The 18,169-nt window shown below is 52.5% G+C and carries 19 protein-coding genes; 9 read left to right on the top strand and 10 right to left on the bottom strand.

The genetic code is table 11. The annotated features are described in order from the left end of the window. Positions 1 to 141: 141 nt before the first annotated feature. The 5 genes from EKM91_RS03535 to EKM91_RS03520 all read left to right on the top strand — a co-directional run bounded on the left by EKM91_RS03535 (position 142) and on the right by EKM91_RS03520 (position 4,522). The gene (locus tag EKM91_RS03535) at positions 142 to 606 is read left to right on the top strand and encodes a PH domain-containing protein (protein ID WP_125749827.1); all 465 of its coding nucleotides are present in this window, start codon (positions 142 to 144) and stop codon (positions 604 to 606) included. After that, on the top strand, positions 599 to 2,074 hold the full coding sequence (locus EKM91_RS03530) for a PH domain-containing protein (protein WP_125749824.1): 1,476 nt from the start codon (positions 599 to 601) through the stop codon (positions 2,072 to 2,074). Before EKM91_RS03535 ends, EKM91_RS03530 begins: the two co-directional genes overlap by 8 nt. A gap of 189 nt (positions 2,075 to 2,263) precedes the next feature. Further along, positions 2,264 to 2,752: a DUF2798 domain-containing protein gene (locus EKM91_RS03525; protein ID WP_125749821.1), complete on the top strand. Its 489-nt coding sequence runs from the start codon at positions 2,264 to 2,266 to the stop codon at positions 2,750 to 2,752. Between the two features lie 9 nt (positions 2,753 to 2,761). Then, positions 2,762 to 3,052 (top strand): hypothetical protein, encoded by a 291-nt coding sequence (locus tag EKM91_RS13790; RefSeq protein ID WP_164508435.1) that lies wholly within the window; start codon positions 2,762 to 2,764, stop codon positions 3,050 to 3,052. A 57-nt stretch (positions 3,053 to 3,109) separates the two neighbouring features. Further along, positions 3,110 to 4,522 (top strand): DHA2 family efflux MFS transporter permease subunit, encoded by a 1,413-nt coding sequence (locus tag EKM91_RS03520; protein ID WP_125749818.1) that lies wholly within the window; start codon positions 3,110 to 3,112, stop codon positions 4,520 to 4,522. A 28-nt stretch (positions 4,523 to 4,550) separates the two neighbouring features. Here EKM91_RS03520 and EKM91_RS03515 read toward each other — a convergent pair whose 3' ends face one another. Beyond that, positions 4,551 to 5,741 (bottom strand): DUF998 domain-containing protein, encoded by a 1,191-nt coding sequence (locus tag EKM91_RS03515; RefSeq protein ID WP_125749815.1) that lies wholly within the window; start codon positions 5,739 to 5,741, stop codon positions 4,551 to 4,553. 360 nt (positions 5,742 to 6,101) lie between these two features. Between EKM91_RS03515 and EKM91_RS03510 the strand changes: the two genes are divergently transcribed. From EKM91_RS03510 to EKM91_RS03500, 3 genes are read left to right on the top strand one after another with little or no spacing between them, the layout of a single operon-like run. Further along, on the top strand, positions 6,102 to 7,013 hold the full coding sequence (locus tag EKM91_RS03510; protein ID WP_125749812.1) for a PLP-dependent cysteine synthase family protein: 912 nt from the start codon (positions 6,102 to 6,104) through the stop codon (positions 7,011 to 7,013). 22 nt (positions 7,014 to 7,035) lie between these two features. After that, positions 7,036 to 8,178, top strand: coding sequence for a trans-sulfuration enzyme family protein (locus EKM91_RS03505; RefSeq protein WP_125749809.1), 1,143 nt, complete (start codon positions 7,036 to 7,038; stop codon positions 8,176 to 8,178). Then, the gene (locus tag EKM91_RS03500; RefSeq protein WP_125749806.1) at positions 8,175 to 8,906 is read left to right on the top strand and encodes a homoserine O-acetyltransferase/O-succinyltransferase family protein; all 732 of its coding nucleotides are present in this window, start codon (positions 8,175 to 8,177) and stop codon (positions 8,904 to 8,906) included. Before EKM91_RS03505 ends, EKM91_RS03500 begins: the two co-directional genes overlap by 4 nt. Positions 8,907 to 8,958: 52 nt before the next feature. On the opposite strand, the gene EKM91_RS03495 is transcribed toward EKM91_RS03500, so the two are convergent. The 6 genes from EKM91_RS03495 to EKM91_RS03470 form a co-directional block, all read right to left on the bottom strand. Beyond that, positions 8,959 to 9,660 carry an ABC transporter ATP-binding protein gene (locus EKM91_RS03495; protein WP_125749803.1) on the bottom strand — a complete coding sequence of 234 codons (702 nt, stop codon included), beginning with the start codon at positions 9,658 to 9,660 and terminating at the stop codon, positions 8,959 to 8,961. After that, entirely contained in the window at positions 9,653 to 10,426 is a 774-nt protein-coding gene (locus tag EKM91_RS03490) for an ABC transporter ATP-binding protein (RefSeq protein ID WP_125749800.1), read from the bottom strand. Before EKM91_RS03490 ends, EKM91_RS03495 begins: the two co-directional genes overlap by 8 nt. After that, positions 10,423 to 11,379 (bottom strand): branched-chain amino acid ABC transporter permease, encoded by a 957-nt coding sequence (locus tag EKM91_RS03485; protein WP_125749797.1) that lies wholly within the window; start codon positions 11,377 to 11,379, stop codon positions 10,423 to 10,425. The genes EKM91_RS03490 and EKM91_RS03485 overlap by 4 nt, the downstream gene beginning before the upstream one ends. A 4-nt stretch (positions 11,380 to 11,383) precedes the next feature. Further along, positions 11,384 to 12,262: a branched-chain amino acid ABC transporter permease gene (locus EKM91_RS03480; protein ID WP_125749794.1), complete on the bottom strand. Its 879-nt coding sequence runs from the start codon at positions 12,260 to 12,262 to the stop codon at positions 11,384 to 11,386. A gap of 71 nt (positions 12,263 to 12,333) precedes the next feature. Next, positions 12,334 to 13,527, bottom strand: coding sequence for an ABC transporter substrate-binding protein (locus EKM91_RS03475; RefSeq protein WP_125749791.1), 1,194 nt, complete (start codon positions 13,525 to 13,527; stop codon positions 12,334 to 12,336). Between the two features lie 245 nt (positions 13,528 to 13,772). After that, positions 13,773 to 14,966 carry an ABC transporter substrate-binding protein gene (locus tag EKM91_RS03470; protein WP_125749787.1) on the bottom strand — a complete coding sequence of 398 codons (1,194 nt, stop codon included), beginning with the start codon at positions 14,964 to 14,966 and terminating at the stop codon, positions 13,773 to 13,775. 405 nt (positions 14,967 to 15,371) lie between these two features. Between EKM91_RS03470 and EKM91_RS03465 the strand changes: the two genes are divergently transcribed. Then, entirely contained in the window at positions 15,372 to 16,268 is an 897-nt protein-coding gene (locus tag EKM91_RS03465; protein ID WP_164508434.1) for a DMT family transporter, read from the top strand. Positions 16,269 to 16,504: 236 nt separating this feature from the next. Here the strand turns inward: EKM91_RS03465 and EKM91_RS03460 are convergent, their stop codons facing one another. From EKM91_RS03460 to EKM91_RS03450, 3 genes are read right to left on the bottom strand one after another with little or no spacing between them, the layout of a single operon-like run. Next, positions 16,505 to 16,948 carry a threonine/serine exporter family protein gene (locus EKM91_RS03460; protein ID WP_125749781.1) on the bottom strand — a complete coding sequence of 148 codons (444 nt, stop codon included), beginning with the start codon at positions 16,946 to 16,948 and terminating at the stop codon, positions 16,505 to 16,507. Positions 16,949 to 16,957: 9 nt separating this feature from the next. Next, positions 16,958 to 17,704, bottom strand: coding sequence for a threonine/serine exporter family protein (locus EKM91_RS03455; protein WP_125749778.1), 747 nt, complete (start codon positions 17,702 to 17,704; stop codon positions 16,958 to 16,960). After that, on the bottom strand, positions 17,694 to 18,011 hold the full coding sequence (locus tag EKM91_RS03450) for a thioredoxin family protein (protein WP_164508433.1): 318 nt from the start codon (positions 18,009 to 18,011) through the stop codon (positions 17,694 to 17,696). The genes EKM91_RS03455 and EKM91_RS03450 overlap by 11 nt, the downstream gene beginning before the upstream one ends. Positions 18,012 to 18,169: the final 158 nt, after the last annotated feature.

The following is an 18,169-nucleotide window of genomic DNA, read 5'->3' as shown; positions in this document are numbered from 1 at the left end:
TCGTGGGTCCAAGGTGTTTTTGTCATGGGCTAAAACCGCTGCCTCAGGCTGATTTTTGCACTGCCGTCTTGTTAGCGCCTTCATCACTTGATACACTGACAATGACCCTTGGCATTAATGGCAAAATTATGGAGGCATCAGATGCAAGCACAACTACCGCACCAGATCAAAACTGTGTGGCGGGCCCGCGCCGCGATCGACGGCATCATTTGGCTGGCGATCACCGCCGCGCTGCTGATTTGCCACCACCTGTGGCAATGGCCTTGGTGGCTAGCCATGATCCCACTAGTAGCCGGTATTTTGCACGTCGGCAGCCACCTGCTGTTGATCCCTTATCGCTACCGTTTCTGGCGTTATGCCATCACCGCCGACGCCGTTTATTTGCGCAGCGGCTATTTATTTCGCACCGAAGAAGCGATCCCCATCGCCCGGATCCAAAACGTCACCCTAGCTGCCGGACCGCTTTTGCAGTGGCAAAGCTTGCAAGCCGTCCAAGTACACACCGCCTCAACGACGCACAGCATTGCTGGCGTCACCGGTGCAGTCGCCGACCAACTGCGCGAACAGATCATGCAGCTGGCAAAGGAGGCGCGTGCTGATGCCTAAGCGCTTACCGTTGTTGGCGTTGCCGTTGATGCTCATCCAGGAATTGCGCACTTGGCTGTTTTTGCTGGGGTTGATCATCATCAACACTTGGCAGTCGCATTTTGCTTGGTATAACCTATTAGCGCTGGCGGCCGTTTTAGCAGGCAGCCTCTTGTTGGTGGGGATCCGCTACTGGCGCTTCACTTATCTGCTGGCGCCGCAACAATTGACGATCACCTCCGGATTGTTCATCCGCAAGGTGCGGCATATCCCTTACGCCAATATTCAGACCTTGCATCGCCAACAATGGTTTTACCTGCGCCCGTTTGGCCTTGAAACGCTCAACGTCGAAACTTCCAGCCAAGATGGGAAAAATGGGGCCGCCACTTTATTTGCGGTGCCGCTAAGCGTCGCTGCAGACATCGAAGCCCATCGCCAGCACCAGCCAAAATCCGCCCCTGCGGCCCAGCAGCCAACTGCGGCTGTGCCGGCTCAAGCGGACTTGACCTACCAAATCGCCCCTAAGGATCTGAATCTTTATGCGCTTACCAGCTTAGGCTTTTTGCCGCTATTGGCGGTGATCTTCGGCGCTTATGGCAAACTCGATGACCTCATTCCCGATGCTTGGCAGGCGCGCGTTTTTTCTAGTTTGGCGCATCTGGCGCTGCTGGTCATTGTTGGTTTAGGCCTGTTTTTCCTACTCGTCGCCATTTTTGCCTCGTATTTGAATCTGATGCAAAAATATTACCACTTCACCTTGACCCAAACCGGTGACACGTTAGTCACGACGCGGGGCTTTTTCAAGCGAACCACTGTCAGCGTCCAACGCGATCGCATCCAAGCCGCTCGTATTCGCCAAAGTCTCTTGCGCCAAGGCCTGCACCTGGCCACCGTGCAAGCGTTAGTCGCCAGTAATGCCGCAGACGATGAAAGCGACCACGATCTGGTGTTGATGCCGGTGGTGCCATTTGCCCAAACTTGGCCGACGATGCATCCATTCATTCCTTGGCTGCCAGCTGCAGCGCCGGCGTTAAACGCGATCCCGGCCAACAGCCGCTGGTATTACATCCGCAACCTCCTGATCGGCAATGGCATCGTATTAGCCGCGTTACTGGTCCCATTGGCCTATTTTTGGTCCCAGTGGCTTTGGCTAGGGGGCTTCATTGCCGGGATCTGGCTGGTATTGGCCGCTTTGCAAGGCCGTTATGCCGCTAACAACGCCGGCGTGGCGATCATCGATGAGCACCGCTTGGCCGTGCAAACTGGCAGCTGGTGGACGCGGACGCAATATGTCGTGCGCCGTGAAAACATCCAGTCTTTGGCGTTGTCCAATAGCATCTGGTTGGCTCCTAAGCACCGCTGCCACTTGAGTTTGAACATTCGCAGCGGCGACAACAATCAACAGGTGGTCGTGCGCTATCTGGATCGCGCGATGGGGCAAGCAGTGCGCGACTGGTATCAGCCGGCTGATACCAGTCAACATTTTTAGGGTTTATATCCAGCGCTGTCCAGCCGATTTGCCATTATTTTTATTTTTCTGAAAATAATCCTTACGCCAACACAATTTTTCTGGTATGTTAGAAATTGCTGTGGGTGACACATCGTCGATTGGGTCCGTATAGGCTGTTAGCTGACACTACCGCTCAAAATTTCAAACCCACGAGCCCAAGGAGAAAACGTGCCTAAAAATTTTAAAGAAGAACTCTTTTTCAGTCTGATCATGGCTGGCCTCATGGTATTTGTCATGGCCGGCTACAACGTGGCGTTAAGCGATGGCTTTAGTGCCGGTTACCTATTAGAAGTCTTGAAAGGCTACCCGGTAGCCTTAGTGATCGCCTTGATCCTCGATCTTGGCGTCGTCGGCCCATTAGCCAAAAAGCTGTTTTTCACCCGCATCTTCAAACCTGAAATGGAACAAAAGTCGCTGATCATCGGGATCTGGATCTCTATCTTAATGGTCGCCGGAATGGTTAGCTTGATGTCTGCATTTGGCATCATCGTTACCGCCAACTTTGGCGGCAATCTGGTCCTCACTTATTTACACACTTGGATCTTTAACCTCTTCATGGCTTTGCCGCTGCAGCTTTTGATCGTTGGCCCGATCGCTCGCAAGGCGTTAGCCGCCTTCCAAAACCGCGGCAGCGAAACTGCGACTGATCTTGACTAAGCCCCAATAGTGACTAAGACAGCTCGTTTAGACGCGTTTGACGCAACCGCGTCCATGACACAAGCGCCTTGGGACCGCGATTCTAACCATGAATCGTGGTCCCAGGCGCTTTTTTCATGGGCTAAAATTGCTTTGGATCGCAGCGGTTTTTTTGCCGTTTTCGCCACGGTTGACCCGCAAATCCTGAGAAAATTAAGTTTTCCCTTACGCGTCAGCAGATTTTCTGGTAGTATAACCACTCGTGAAGTTTGTTTAATGATCGCCATCCCCGGCGGCAACTGGGGATGGTTCCACCTTTAGCCGCGATTACGGCTATTTTTTTTGCCATTATCTAGAGAAAAGGAGTTTGTTGTTACCATGGAAATGTCACAATCACTGCCAAAAGCCCGCGTTGAGATCGCCCATCCCGCACTGGCCATGGTCGGGCTGATGATCGGCTCGTTCGTTGGTATGTTTTCTGAAACTGCATTAAATATCGCGCTGCCGTCATTAATGGCCGCTTTAAACGTCACCCAAGGCACCATTCAGTGGCTGGTCACCGGTTATATGCTGGTGATCGGGATCTGCATGCCGCTTTCAAGCCTGCTGACCCGTTGGTTTACCACAAAAAAGATCGTCCTTTTCGCCTTAGGGGCCTTTATTGTTGGGGCTTGTATCTCGGCGATCGCCAGCGTCTTTACGCTCGTGTTACTCGGCCGGATGATCCAAGGCATTGGCACCGGGTTGGTCTTACCCTTGATGTTTTCGGTTGCCTTGCAGATCTTTCCGCCGCATAAATTGGGCACGGTCATGGGTATGGCCGCATTAGTGATCATGTTTGCGCCTGCGATCGGCCCGACCATCACCGGCTTGCTTTTGGCCAAACTTTCTTGGCATTATATTTTCTGGCTGTTTGTCCCCTTCTTGGCCATTGCCTTTGTCTTTGCCGCCACTTCCTTAGACAACGTGTATCCTCAAACCAAGACCCCGGTGGATTGGTTATCGATCATAGAATCGACAGTCGGTTTTGCCGGGATCGTGATCGGGGCCTCGCTTGCTTCTGATGCCGGCTGGTTATCGGCTAAGGTCTTGCTCGCGTTGATCGTGGGGCTGTTGGCCTTAGTCTTATACGCACGCCGCCAATTGCGCTTGAGCAAGCCAATGTTGAATCTGACGGTTTTCAAAACGCGCCGGTTCACCGTCGGCACTTTGTTGGTGATGCTCGATTTTGGGGTGATCTTAGCGTCGATGTATTTGCTGCCGATGTTCTTGCAGCGGGTCATGGCCTTGCCAGTCGCGTTGACTGGGATCGTGATGCTGCCAGGCGGGATCGTTAATGCTTTGACTTCTGCAGTCGCCGGGCGGCTTTATGACAGTCACGGGGCCAAAGGGCTCACTCGGATCGGCTTTTTCATCGCCATCATCGGGGTGTTGATCTTGTTATCCGCCAACGCTCACAGTCCTTTAGCCTGGGTCATTTTTGGCCATGTCGTGTTGATGATCGGTGCGCCGCTGGCGATGTCGCCGGCGCAAACTTACGGGCTCAACAGCTTGTCTGGAGCCTTGAATGCCGATGGCAGTGCGATCTTGAATACCTTACAACAGATCGTCGGCGCCATTTGTACGGCGGTCGCCACGTCGATGATCGCCTTTGGCAGCAGCCAACAAGCTGGGATCGCCGGCTTGACCGTTGGGTCGCATGCCGGCTTTGCCTTTGTGTTGATCTTAGCAGTCGTCGCGTTCATCGCGTCATTTGCCGTAAAAACCCCTGCCAAAAGCACCGAAAACTAAGCGGCAAACATCAAAAACGGACGTGTCTTCAAGACACGTCCGTTTTTTTGTCGTCACTGGCTTGGATCACCACGGTCCATGCTTGCTTGCCTTGATCGACTAGTGCTTGCAAGCGGCTGAATAGCAACAACAACCAGCCAAATGCTAAGGCAAATGCTTGGATCTCAAACGACGTCAGCGACGGATACCCAAACCAGCGAAAGCCGAAATTCAACAGCAGCAGCAACACGGCGACACCGTAAGACAAGGTCAAAAAGGCTTTTGAAACGCCGGGTAATAACCAGCGGCACCCAATGATCAACGCCGCGACCAAAAACACCAGCATCCCGGCGGCTTGATCATGCAACAGGTGTGATGCCGCATTGTTAGGAAACAAGCCCACGCCGGCCAGGTCGACCGCCACTAAAGTCAACATCCCGCGCATGAGCCATAAGCGCCGGTCGCGTGGAAAAACTGGCGCTAATGCCACAAACAGTGTGTCGATCAACGCGATCATCAATAGTGCCGACATGATCAAAGTGAGGTTGAATTGCCAGGCATTACTGGCCATATCGGTACCTAAAAAGCTGAGGTTATGCTGCCACCAACGCCGATGGTTATTCGCGGCCATGGCGATCACCACCCCAGTCACGATCACCACCGTCAACAAATTGCTCAGCGTGGCGGCCGTGATCGTCAACGCCGCTTCCACCATGAATGCCGTGGCGATCATGGTAAATACCCAAAAAATCAACGCCGCCGTGAAGCGATCAAAAGCCGCGCCAGGAAACAGCTGGCCCAAGACCCAAAAGCCGCCGATCAACGCCAGCCCCAATATCACCGCAAACGCGATCAAGATCACCGGAAAATTCCGCCAGTAGATCAGCGGGTGACTTTCAGCACGGCGCATATAGACAAAAAAGCCGGCAAACATGCACCAGCCTGCCAAAGACCCGATGCCGATCACAAAACTGGCCACCGACGTGCCGCCAGATAATGGGACCGTTGCCAAGCCTTGCCACCACCAATAGCCATACACCCCGATCGCCAACAGCGCAGAGAGGATCACCGGCCATAATAAAAACCAGCGCCGCCCGGCCACCCGCTCTTTGAACCGCGGTTGGATCACCAATTGATTATTTTTGACCCGCAGTTGCATGGGTGTGTGCGCATCGACGCCTAATTCCGCACACACCGCTTTTGGCAGCTTTAAGTGCAGCGGCGTTTGCTCTTCAGCCATGAACACCCCTCCAATCTTCTCTATCATAACAAAGATCCGGGTCTGCAACTGGTTTTGCAGCGGTTTTCACCGCCAATGTCACCAGAGACGGTCAGTATTAACAAAATTATTATCGCTTGACAGACTGCCACCAAGAGGTTACAGTTACGGTAATTCATATCGGGAGGATTCAGCCATGTTAGTCATGCCAACTTTCAACGCTAATTGTTGCTGTCGGATAGCGCGCCTTAAGCGATGTCCGACTTGTTTGCATTGACTCAATGACGGTATGAGTCCATGTTCAGGTATCGGACTGGACTAAGGCGCGCTCACCAATTTTTGGTGGCGCGCCTTTTTTTGCCTTTTGAAAGGAGACCCGCTATGTTGATCCATCACATCCAAGAAGCTATCGGCAACACACCACTATTCGAATTGCCGCTGGCGACCCCTAATCACGTGCACATCTATGCCAAACTCGAAATGTTCAACCCTGGCGGCAGCATCAAAGACCGCCTCGGCGAATACTTGCTCGCCGATGGGATCCGGCGCGGTGAGATCACCAAACACACCACGATCATCGAACCCACTGCCGGCAACACCGGCATCGGCGTCGCCTTAGCCGCCCAAGCACGCCAGCTGCCGGTGATCTTGGTGGTCCCAGAGCGATTCAGTGCCGAAAAGCAAACCTTGATGCAAGCACTAGGGGCCAAGCTGATCAATACCCCTGCTGCCGATGGGATCAAAGGCGCCATCAAAAAAGCGCAAGCCTTAGCCGCCCAGACCCCTGACAGCTACTTGCCGATGCAATTCACCAATCCGGCTAATCCCGCGACCTATTATGACACCTTAGGCCCTGAGATCACCCAAGACTTGCATGAACCGATCGCAGCGTTTGTCGCTGGTGCCGGCAGCGGCGGCACTTTTGCCGGGGTCGCCGCTTACCTCAAAAGCAAAGACCCGCGCACCCAAGCGATCGTCGTCGAACCAGCCGGGTCGATCCTCAATGGCGGCCAACCGCATCCGCATCGCACAGAAGGCATTGGCGTCGAATTCATCCCGCCGTTTTTTGACCATTTAACAATCGATGCCACCTTGACCATCCCCGATGCCGATGCCTTTTTGCAAGTCCGCACATTAGCCAAGCAAGCCGGGTTGTTCATCGGCAGCTCAAGCGGCGCGGCGGTCGCGGCTAGTTTGCAAGTCGCTGAAACACTGCCGGCTGGCAGCAATATCGTGACGATTTTCCCAGACAGCAGCGAACGGTACTTGAGCGAATCAATTTATGACGTCTAAACACACCCAAAGGAGCAAATCAATGAAATTAGCAACGCAATTATTACACGGCGGTATCTCTGAAGACCCCACGACCGGCGCGACCTCCATGCCGATCTATATGGCCTCGACATTTCACCAGCACAAGATCGGCCAAGCCCCTTGGGAATACTCGCGCACCGGCAATCCCACGCGCCAAGCGGTTGAAGCTTTAGTCGCAGATATCGAACAAGGCACGGCTGGGTTTGCATTTGCCTCCGGGTCAGCCGCGATCATGACCGTGTTTTCCTTATTCAGTGCCGGCGATCATATCATCGTCGGCGATGATGTCTACGGCGGGACGTTTCGCTTGCTCAATCAAGTGCTCAGCCGTTTAGGCATCACGTTCACGGTGGTGGATACGCGCGACTTAAATGCGGTCACTGCCGCACTGACACCGGCAACTAAGGCGATTTACCTGGAAACGCCGACTAACCCTTTGCTGCGGGTGACTGACATTCAAGCCATTGCCGCGATCGCCCGCGAGCACGGTTTGTTGAGCATCATTGACAACACCTTCGCCAGCCCGATTGTCCAACAGCCCTTGACGCTAGGCGTCGACATCGTGCTGCATTCGGCATCGAAGTACCTCGGCGGCCATTCCGACGTGATCGCCGGCGTCGTGGCGGTCAAAGACGCACAGTTAGCCGAACGCCTGGGCTTTTTACAAAATGCGATCGGCGCGATCTTGGCCCCGCAAGAAAGCTGGCTCTTACAACGCGGCATCAAGACCTTACAATTGCGCATGCAAGCACATTTGGCCAACACCGAAAAGCTCTTCTCCTTTTTAAAGGCCCAACCAGCCGTCGCCAAGCTCTATTATCCAGGCGATCCTGACAATCCAGATTATGCCATCGCCAAAAAACAAATGCATGGCTTTGGTGCAATGCTGTCGTTTGAACTGCAGCCAGGATTAGACCCGCAAGTCTTCGTTGAACATCTTCAGTTGATCACCCTCGCCGAAAGCCTAGGCGCCTTGGAATCGCTGATCGAGATCCCAGCGTTAATGACTCACGGGGCCATCCCCCGGGAGATCCGTTTACAAAATGGCATTCAAGACGAGCTGATCCGCTTATCCGTCGGGGTCGAAGATATCACCGACTTAAAAGCGGACCTCAAAGCCGGCTTTGACGCCGTAATGCAATGAACATCGGGATCTTGCATTTGATGCATGACAAGTCGGCGACGATCACCGACTTCACCCAAGCGTTAGGCCCCCATGTGCACCTGCACTGGTTCACCCCTAAAAGCCACCCGCTGAAACACCCTGACGCCCGCATCCGCCCGTTGTCGTTGACGCAAGCGCTGACGATGGACGCCTTTATCATCACCGGGGCGCCGATCGACCGCTTGGATTTTGCTGCGGTGCATTATTACGCCGAAGTGGCCCAGCTGATCGACGCTTTGGCAGCGGCAAAGCTCCCGCAACTCAACTTGTGCTGGGGTGCTATGGCGGCCTTGCATCACCGCTATGGGATCGCTAAAAACCCGCTGCCGCAAAAACTCTTTGGCGCCTATGCCCATCGGCTTGATACCCCAACGCCATTGCTTGAAGGCTTGCCGAATGGCTTTTTAGCGCCGCATGCGCGCTATGTCGATATCCCTTTGGCGGCCTTGCAGTCAGTTGCTGATTTGACCTTGCATGCGGCAACCACCGACGGGCATCCGCTTTTGGTGACTGTCGATCACGGTCGGGAAGTCTACTTGTTTGGCCATCTTGAATACCGCCGCAACGGGCTGTGGCAAGAGCATTTACGCGAAGTTGGCGGACCGCTGCCAGAACATGACACTTGGTCTTGGCAAACCACCCAAGACACCTTTTTCCAGCAATGGCTCAAAAGCCTTGCGGCACAGCCAACCGCAGTCGCCAGCTAAACCAAAAACGGACCAGTCGCTAAGTGACTGGTCCGTTTTTGATGGGCGGCTCTTACCCGCCAAGATAAGCCTTTTGCACCGCTGGATCAGCCAGCAAGTCTTGCCCAGTCCCACTGAGTTTGACGTTGCCGCTGGCGATCACATAACCGCGGTTGGCGATTTGTAAAGCTTGCAGCGCGTTTTGTTCGATCAATAGTACCGTGGTCCCTTGGCTGTTGATTGTCTTGATCATATCGAAGATCTTTTGAATATAAATCGGCGCCAGCCCCATTGAAGGCTCATCCAGCAACAACAGCTTAGGCCGGGCCATTAATGCGCGGCCCATCGCCAACATTTGCTGCTCACCACCAGATAAGGTCGCAGCATCTTGATTGCGCCGTTCCTTCAAGACTGGAAACTGATCAAAGACGTTGTCCAGCACATCTTGCTGCTCATTGCGCGGGACCAGATAAGCCCCCATCTTGAGGTTTTCCATGGTCGATAGCCCTGCAAACACATGCCGGCCTTCTGGGACCTGCGCGATCCCAGCGCCGACGATCCGAGACGCCGACAGATGCGTCAAGCCGCGGTTGTCATACACGATATTACCAGCACTAGGCCGCAAAAGGCCGGAAATGGTTTTGACGATCGTCGACTTGCCAGCACCGTTGGAGCCGATCAAGGTCACGATCTCGCCATCTTGCACATTGAAATCGACGCCGCGGACGGCTTGGATCGCACCATAATTGACTTTTAATCCTGTCACCTCAAACATGGATGCCACCTCCTAAGTACGCCGTAATGACCGCTTGATTGTTTTGGATCTCAGCCGGCGTGCCTTCAGCAATCAGCTTCCCATGCTCCAACACATAGATCCGCTCTGCGATATTCATCACCAATGACATATCATGTTCGATCAAGACCACGGTCAATCCGAATTCGCTTTGCAGCCGCCGGATCAAGTCCGTCAGATCAGCCGTTTCTTCTGGATTCATCCCGGCTGCGGGTTCATCCAAAAAGATCAGCTTCGGATCACTCGCCACAGCACGGGCGATTTCCACGCGCCGTTGAGTCCCATAAGGCAAGTTGGCGGTGATCATCTCACCAACATCGCTGAGATCAAGTTTGGCTAAGATTTCATCAGTCCAACCATTCACTAAGGCTTCTTTTTTGGTGAACGTCGGCAAGCGCAAAATGCTCGAAACAAAATCTTCTTTATAACGATGCGTCATGGCTGCTTGCAGGTTTTCGCGCACAGATAGTTGATGGAATAAGCGAATGTTTTGAAACGTCCGCGCGATCCCCATTTTAGCGACTTGATAAGGTTTCTTCTTATCCAAAGACACCCCGTTGAAAGTGACGCTGCCTTCAGTCGCCGGGCTGACCCCGGTCAAGGCATTGAACAGCGTGGTTTTACCGGCCCCGTTAGGGCCGATCAATGCCACCAGCTCACCTTCTTCAACATGCATACTGACATCTTCGACCGCCTTTAAACCCCCGAAGATCTTGGAGACATGCTCCACTTGTAACAAACGACTCATGCGGCATCCTCCTTCTTATGACGGTTCAAGACATGCGCAAATGAGAATTCATAACGGCCTAACAGCCCGCTTGGCTTAAAGACCATGATCACGATCAGCGCCACAGCATAGATCACCATCCGCAAAGTCCCGAAACTTTGTAAGACGGTATCCAATACCCCTAACACGATCGCAGCTAAGAAGGTGCCGGTCATCGAACCGACCCCGCCCAGCACCACAATGATCAATAAGGCAATGGAATTCATGATCCCAAAATCGCTTGGCGCGATCGTTTGAATATAACTGGCGTGCAGCGAACCGCCGATTGCAGCTGTGGCTGCCCCAAGCACAAACGCCGCCAGCTTCCATTTGGTCGGGTTGACCCCCACCGCTTCTGCCGCGATTTCATCATCACGGATCGCTTGGATCGCCCGCCCTGCCCGCGAATGGGCGAAGTTGACGATCACGATCGTCGTGACACATACCAGTACATACACCACTGGCCAAGTGGCAAATTGCGGAATGTTGAATAATCCAGCAGCCCCGTTGGTGATCTTCATGTTGTTGATCACCACGCGGATGATCTCAGCCGCCCCCATGGTCGCAATCGCCAGATAATCCCCGGAAAGCCGCAGTGTTGGCACCCCCACGATGATCGCGGCGATGATCGCAATGATGATCCCGACGACGATCGAGCCGACAAAGCCGCCGACAGTCGGGACAGTTTGTAAAATGATCCCGGTCGCATACGCACCGATGGCCATGAACCCGGCATGTCCAAGCGAAAACTGCCCAGAAAAGCCGATGATCAAATTCAATCCAGTGGCCAAGATAATGTTGATCCCGATCGTCACTAACATGTTTTCAATAAAACTATCGACAACACCGGTATACACGAGGAGGTTGATGGCCAAATAGCCAACGATCATGACCAGCAACCATAAGCCGTTTGCTTGGAGTTTCTTTTTGGTCATATGCTCACACCTTCTCCTTCACGTTTTTGCCTAATAACCCTGACGGTAAGACGATCAAGATCAAGATCAACACGACATACACGGCGGCGTCTTTATAAGCAGACAAACCGATCGCTTGCACGCCGGTTTCCAATAGCCCGATCAAAAAGCCCCCGATCGCCGCCCCAGGCACCGAGCCGATCCCGCCGACAACTGCGGCGACAAAGGCCTTGATCCCAGGCGTCATCCCCATCAAAGGATCGATCGAGTTGTAATACAACCCGATCAATACCCCAGCAGCGCCGGCTAAAGCTGACCCTAAGCCGAAGGTAAAGGAAATGACATGGTCAGGATTGATCCCGACTAACGCAGCGGCTTCTTGATCCACCGCAACGGCACGCATCGCCGTACCCATCTTGGTTTTTTGAATGATCAATTGTAACAGCACCATCAAGATGATCGCCGTCACTAAGATCAAGAGTTGGATGTTAGAAATATTGATCCCAAAAGCCGTGTAGTTATGTTGTTTCACGACTTGCGGGAAGTTGCGGGTATTGGCTCCAAACAGGTATGACATCCCATTTTCCAGGAAATAGGAGACCCCGATCGCCGTGATCAACGCGGTGATCCGCGGTGAGTTGCGCAGCGGGCGATAGGCCAGATATTCGATCAGCATCCCGGCAAACGCCGTAACGATCATTGCCGATAATAAGGCGACAATGAAGTCAACGTGATATTTGTTAATGATGAAGTAACCCCAAAACGCCCCAAGCATGTAAACATCACCGTGAGCGAAGTTGATCAGCTTGATAATGCCATAGACCATGGTGTATCCCAATGCCAACAGCGCGTAGATGCTGCCAAGTGAAAGGCCATTGATGATTTGTTGCATAGCTGTGTGCAAGAGATCGCCTCCTTTTATTATGAATAAGCGCAATAGCAGGCGCCAAATTCACGCCTGCTATCGTCAAATGTTTATTTAACGGTCGTGGCAGATACAGCTTTACCATTGACCAGTTTTTCAACAGAAATCGTCTTTTCTGGATTGTGCTTTGAATCGATCGTCATCGTGCCAGTGACCCCTTTGAGATCCTTGACCTTAGCTAAAGCCTTGGCGATATCTACGGAGTTGGTCGACTTTGCATCCACGATGGCTTGCTTGATCAGGTAAACTGAATCAAACCCAAGGGCGTTAAAGGCCGATGCCGTATCGCCATACTTGGCTTTGTAGGCGTCAAGGAAGTTGGCGACGGTTTTATCGGACTTCGCCGATAAGGTGGAAAATGGCGTGGTGTAGTAAACATTCGTGACGTTCTTGGCCCCAGCGATCTTAGTCAAGCTAGGATCCATCATCCCATCACCACCGACGATCGGGGTGTTGATCCCCATTTGCCGCGCTTGCTTGATGATCAAGCCAATTTCGGTGTAGTAACCAGGAATGTATAACGCATCAAAGCCTTTGTTCTTTAATGACGTCAACACGGCATTGAAGTCTTTATCGCCAGATTGGAAGTATTGCGTGGCAACCACGGTGCCTTTGTATTCTTTCTTAAACGCCGCTGCTAAGCCTTTGCCGTAGTCGTTAGAGTTATCAGCCAACACGGCGACTTTCTTGGCTTTCAAGGTATCATCCACGAAGTTGGCTGCCTTGGTGCCTTGGAAATCATCCGTGAAAGCCGTCCGGAACGCATAAGGTTGCACTTTGCCGCTCTTTTGGAGGGTGTAGTCAGCTGCCGTAGCAGAAGGCGAAACTTGCGCGACGCTGGCTTTAGTGGCGTTAGACAATGCCGCGGTAGCCGCGTTGGTCGTGGCTGGCCCGATCAATGCGGAAACTTTCTCCTTGCTGGTCAATTGCGCCGCGATGGAAGCCGCGGTAGAAGTCGCGGTCTTGTTATCTTGCGTGACCGTCTTGAACTTATAAGTCTTCTTGCCGACTTTGACGCCGCCATCTTTATTGATCTGGGAAACCGCTAAGTTGATCCCGTTGTTGACTTGTTCGCCATAGCCGCCGCCAACACCAGACAATTCAATGTTGACCCCTAACTTAATGGTGCTGCCACTGGCAGTGTTCCCTTTGCTAGCGGCACTTTGCGCACACCCTGCCAACACCGTAAAGGCGGCAGCGACTGCCCCTAAGGCAGCGATTCGTTTCATGATTGACTTTTTCATTGATATCCCTCTTCCTTCATATCGCAAGATTTAACCGTTTTTGCTAATGGTGTCTTAAACTGGTCCCACTGCAGAACCCCGTAGTTTACGCCACTAGAATTAAGTTTCGGCTGAATGTTTTAATAATAATGGGGATATTATTAAAAGTCAATAAGTTTCTCACATAAGAATCAAATTCTGATACAATCAGATGCCGCTGTTATGGGCATCGACTGCCTGATATTGGTTCTCATCGTTTTAACAGATTACTTGACGGCAGTGGCGCTGGTCACCTTACCATTGGTGAGCTGTTCAACTACGATCGGCTTTTCTGGATCGTGGTTCTTATCCACGGAAGTTTTCCCGGTGACCGCTGGCATATCCTTGATCTTAGCTAAGGCCTTCGCCACTTTGACGGAGTTCGTGGACTTGCTGTCTTCAATGGCTTGTTTGATCATTAAAACAGAATCATACGCCAGTGCTGAGAAGGTCGGGGCGTCTTCTTTGTATTCTTGCTTGAAGTCCGTCATGAATTGCTTAGCCACTGCGTTGGTATCACCTGCTTTAGTCGAAAACGGCGTGGTGTAGTAAACGTTGGTCGCATTGCTGTTGCTGGCGATTTGGGCCAGTTTTGGATCCGCCATCCCGTCAGAACCAATGATCGGGACATTAACACCAGATTGCCGCGCTTGCTTGATGATCAGGCCTAATTCGGAATAATACCCTGGCGCATAGATTGCATCGACTTTTTTGTTCTTAATGCTGGTGATCAACGCATTGAAGTCTTTGTCGCCTTCAGAGAAGTACTGCGTCGACTTGATGGTGCCGGTATAAGCTTTCTTGAACGCCTTGGCTAAGCCGGTGCCATAATCACTGGAGTTATCCGCTAAGATCGCAACGTTCTTGGCTTTCAAGGTCTTGTTGGCAAAATGCGCCGCGGTTTCGCCTTGTAAGTCGTTATTGAAGCATGCCCGGAAAACATAGGTCTGGACCTTGCCGTTTTTTTGCAAGGTGTAATCTGGATCAGTCGCCGACGGGCTGACCGATGGGACAGCGGCCTTGGTGATGTTCGGGATCGCGGCGGTCCCATCATTGGTCGTCGCTGGGCCAACGATCGCCGTCACTTTATCTTTAGTCGCCAACTGGGCGGCGACTGAAGCAGAGCCGGAAGTGGTGGACTTATTGTCTTGCACCACCGTCTTGATCTTCATCTTCTTGTCGCCGACCTTGATCCCGCCGTCTGCATTGATTTGCTTAACGGCCAGATCGAAGCCTTGCTTCATTTGGTTCCCATACCCGGCAGCAGCGCCTGACAGCTCCATATTCATGCCGATCTTGATGGTGTTGCCAGAAGCCGTATTGCCTTTACCCGCTGCGCTTTTGGCACTGCAGCCTGCCATTGCCATAATGGCAGCTGCCGTCGCTGCCGTTGCGATGATCTTTACCAGTGTGTTTTTCATAAGTATTCTTCCCCTTTTTTCATCTTATGGCTCCCCAGGCGCGCTTCCGGGTCCCCAGACATTAAAAATGGCCTCATCCCTTATCGGATGAGGCCAATCATCTAGTAGTGCGATGAGCCCCATCGTCAAAGCAAAATCAGGGCTCAACTTTTCAACCAGCAATGCTAGTCGATCGTCGGGTCCTTATACTTCAACAACAAGGCCAAGTCTTGACGGGCAGATACACCCAGTACAAATTGATTATTCATGATGTATCCCCCTTTCAAGATTAATGATTAATTAGAATTTACTTCTTATCCTCTTAATTGTCAACCACAAATTGCAAAATAATTCCCTAGAGGTTCACGCGCCAACTCGCTATACTAGAAACCAATGCGGCATTACGCCGTTATTGGAGGAATAGCAATGGCCAAAACAACTCGTCAAGCCGCGATCCAAGCCGCCTGTGGCACCACCATGTGGGGGATCGGCGGTGTTTTAAGCAATGTGATCTTCAACACCAGTACCGCTTCGCCGGCGTGGCTAGTCAGCATGCGCCTGACTTGGGCAGGCATCGCCATGATCATTTATAGTCTTATCATGCACCGCCCATTATTACGCGTTTGGCATCAGCGTAAAGGGGCCATTCGCTTGCTGCTTTTTGGCATCGTCGGCGTGGCGTTAGCGCAATTTACCTATTTGCTGGCGATTTTTTACGGCAATGCGGCCATCGCTACGATCATGTTATCACTGGTCCCGGCAATGATCACGATCGTCACTTGCTTGCGCACGCGCACTGCCCCGCGTTTGATCGATGCCTTGGCGATCATTTTGGCTTTATTCGGCGTTTTCTTATTGGTGACCAATGGCCACTTGACACAGCTGCATGTGGCGCCGATCGCGATTTTTTGGGGCCTGCTAGCCGCGGTCACCGGTGCGGCTTATACCTTACTGCCGCGCCCGCTATTAGCCCAAGAGCCGCCTTTGGTGATCGTCGGCTGGGGGTTAGTCATTGGGGCACTGCTCATGAATGCGATCACCCCAGTATGGCACATTCCGACTGGCCTCACCCCATGGACTTGGGTCGCCGTCGCCTTCATCGTTTTTGGGGCCACTTTTTTAGCCTACATCCTTTATATCTCCAGCCTCAAGATCTTGCGCCCGGCGATCGCCAGCATGATCGGCAATCTAGAACCGCTAACTGCCACGGTTTTATCGATCATGTTCTTGTCATTAGGCTTTCATCCGCTGCAACTGATCGGCATCGTCTTAGTGCTTGGCGGCGTCTTTATGATGAGCTGGACGCCGAAGAAAAAGCGCTGAGTCACAACGGCAATATTCGGCCACAAAAAAGGCGTACTTCCGCAGAAGTACGCCTTTTATTTGCAGTATCCGCAAAACGGATAAGGCCATCTCGGCTCCACAACCTGTGACCACTGGCCCCGAAATCCGTCGGGTGGTAATTCATGCCTGCCAGCTGCGCTTTCACCCAAAAAGTGGGTTACTCGACTCATCGCATGGCTTCATCATAACACGTTTAGGTGCCGGCGCCAACAGTTTCAAGTCCGCCGGTAAGTTTGCTCGGCCAACAATTGCGCCAGCATGAACCCGACGGCGATCGCCCCTGCGACCATGGCCACACGCACGGTGAGCTTCGAAGCGGTCATCACCTGGCCCAAGACTAAGGCCCGCACCGCTTGATAAGCCGTTGCCCCTGGCACCAGCGGCACCAGGCCGGGAATATTAAAAATGATCACTGGCATTTTTTTGATCCGAGAAAAGATCATCCCGCACAACCCGATCGCAAATGCCCCTAGTAAATTCGCCAGCATGCGGCCAACTTGCAGATCGTACAATAAGACCCAATACACTAACCAGCCGATCGCCCCGGCCCAGCCAGCCAAATTCAAGGCCTTGCGCGGTACGTTGATGATGATCGCAAACGCGACCGTCGAAAGATAACTAAAGCTGATCTGGACCACTAACTGCAACCAATACGGCATAATGTCCCCCTAGAAAAAGCGAAAGATGACTGCGATCCCCACACCGATCGCCGCGGCGCTCAAGAGTGCTTCCATACCGCGCGCAATGCCAGACAATAAGTGCCCTGCCAGCATATCGCGGATCGAATTTGTGATCGCCACTCCGGGTACCAACGGCATCACCGCCCCGATGATGACATTATCAAGGTTGTGGCCGAGCCCTAAGCGCACCCCGACCCAAGCGGTGACCCCCACGACAAAAGCCCCTAAGAGTTCACTAATAAAACGCACTTGCGTTAGCGAGCTGATCTTACCATAAACTGCGTACCCCAAGGCGCCGACCAAAGCCGCCAGCGGCATATCGATCCAATCGTAAGCTTGCGCAAAGATCACCATCAACGTCGTGCTGCACACGGCTGCGGCTAACACTTGCAGCCAAAATGGGAAAAATGGCGTGTGCTGATCCAGCCGTCGCAATGCGTGATGCAGCGTTGGCAAGTCGATGGCTTGCGCGGCAAATTCGCGTGACAGCTGATTGACTTGAGCCACTTTTTCCATATCGATCGACCGCCGATCCACTGGACTCAATTTGACCATCGGCTTATCTTCTAAGCCGATGAATAGCCCCGTTGGCGTCGTAAATACCAACGCTTGCGCCACACCGCCATTTTTGGCGATCCGGCGCATCGTATCATCAACGCGGTACATCTCTGAACCGCCTTCGATCATGATGCGTCCTGCTAACAAGCAAGTCGTCAACAACTCATCATTTTGCATAGTCGCTCCCAAGCGTTTGTGCCAGATGTGCCTTCAACTTCGCCTTAGAATAGGCGCCAACGATTTTTTCATATGGTTTGCCATCTCGATAAACGATCATGGCAGGAATGCTTTGGATCCCAAATTCTTCCGCAACGCTTTTATCATCATCGATATTCATCGTGAGGACCCGCAATGGTAATTCTGTTTCCAACGCCGCCATGATCGGACTCATGATCTTACAAGGGCCACACCAAGGCGCCCATAACTCCAATATGACCACGCCTGATTGGACCTGCTGTGGTAAGTTTGCCGTTGTGACTGCCATTGTCATCTTATTCACCTCGCAACGATTGTACCATCTTTAATAGCCAACAAAAAAGGCCAGTCAACTGACTGGTCTTATCTTAGCGTGGCGACTTCCTACCCTCGCAGGCAGTTGCCCACCAACTACTCTCGGCGTAGAGAAGCTTAACTTCTGTGTTC

Source organism: Lacticaseibacillus baoqingensis (genome assembly GCF_003946165.1).
In the GTDB taxonomy this organism is placed as follows: domain Bacteria; phylum Bacillota; class Bacilli; order Lactobacillales; family Lactobacillaceae; genus Lacticaseibacillus; species Lacticaseibacillus baoqingensis.
The sequence above is the reverse complement of the archived record's forward strand: the minus strand, read 5'-3'. Positions and strand labels throughout refer to the sequence as shown.

Bases quoted from the DNA above. Each gene is read 5' to 3' on its own strand.
- EKM91_RS03490 (WP_125749800.1), bottom strand. From the start codon at position 10,426: ATGAGTCGTTTGTTACAAGTGGAGCATGTCTCCAAGATCTTCGGGGGT.
- EKM91_RS03455 (WP_125749778.1), bottom strand. From the start codon at position 17,704: ATGCAAAATGATGAGTTGTTGACGACTTGCTTGTTAGCAGGACGCATC.
- EKM91_RS03475 (WP_125749791.1), bottom strand. From the start codon at position 13,527: ATGAAAAAGTCAATCATGAAACGAATCGCTGCCTTAGGGGCAGTCGCT.
- EKM91_RS03530 (WP_125749824.1), top strand. From the start codon at position 599: ATGCCTAAGCGCTTACCGTTGTTGGCGTTGCCGTTGATGCTCATCCAG.
- EKM91_RS03495 (WP_125749803.1), bottom strand. From the start codon at position 9,660: ATGTTTGAGGTGACAGGATTAAAAGTCAATTATGGTGCGATCCAAGCC.
- EKM91_RS03535 (WP_125749827.1), top strand. From the start codon at position 142: ATGCAAGCACAACTACCGCACCAGATCAAAACTGTGTGGCGGGCCCGC.
- EKM91_RS03520 (WP_125749818.1), top strand. From the start codon at position 3,110: ATGGAAATGTCACAATCACTGCCAAAAGCCCGCGTTGAGATCGCCCAT.
- EKM91_RS03485 (WP_125749797.1), bottom strand. From the start codon at position 11,379: ATGACCAAAAAGAAACTCCAAGCAAACGGCTTATGGTTGCTGGTCATG.
- EKM91_RS03465 (WP_164508434.1), top strand. From the start codon at position 15,372: ATGGCCAAAACAACTCGTCAAGCCGCGATCCAAGCCGCCTGTGGCACC.
- EKM91_RS03450 (WP_164508433.1), bottom strand. From the start codon at position 18,011: ATGGCAGTCACAACGGCAAACTTACCACAGCAGGTCCAATCAGGCGTG.
- EKM91_RS03460 (WP_125749781.1), bottom strand. From the start codon at position 16,948: ATGCCGTATTGGTTGCAGTTAGTGGTCCAGATCAGCTTTAGTTATCTT.
- EKM91_RS03500 (WP_125749806.1), top strand. From the start codon at position 8,175: ATGAACATCGGGATCTTGCATTTGATGCATGACAAGTCGGCGACGATC.
- EKM91_RS03470 (WP_125749787.1), bottom strand. From the start codon at position 14,966: ATGAAAAACACACTGGTAAAGATCATCGCAACGGCAGCGACGGCAGCT.
- EKM91_RS03505 (WP_125749809.1), top strand. From the start codon at position 7,036: ATGAAATTAGCAACGCAATTATTACACGGCGGTATCTCTGAAGACCCC.
- EKM91_RS03510 (WP_125749812.1), top strand. From the start codon at position 6,102: ATGTTGATCCATCACATCCAAGAAGCTATCGGCAACACACCACTATTC.
- EKM91_RS03515 (WP_125749815.1), bottom strand. From the start codon at position 5,741: ATGGCTGAAGAGCAAACGCCGCTGCACTTAAAGCTGCCAAAAGCGGTG.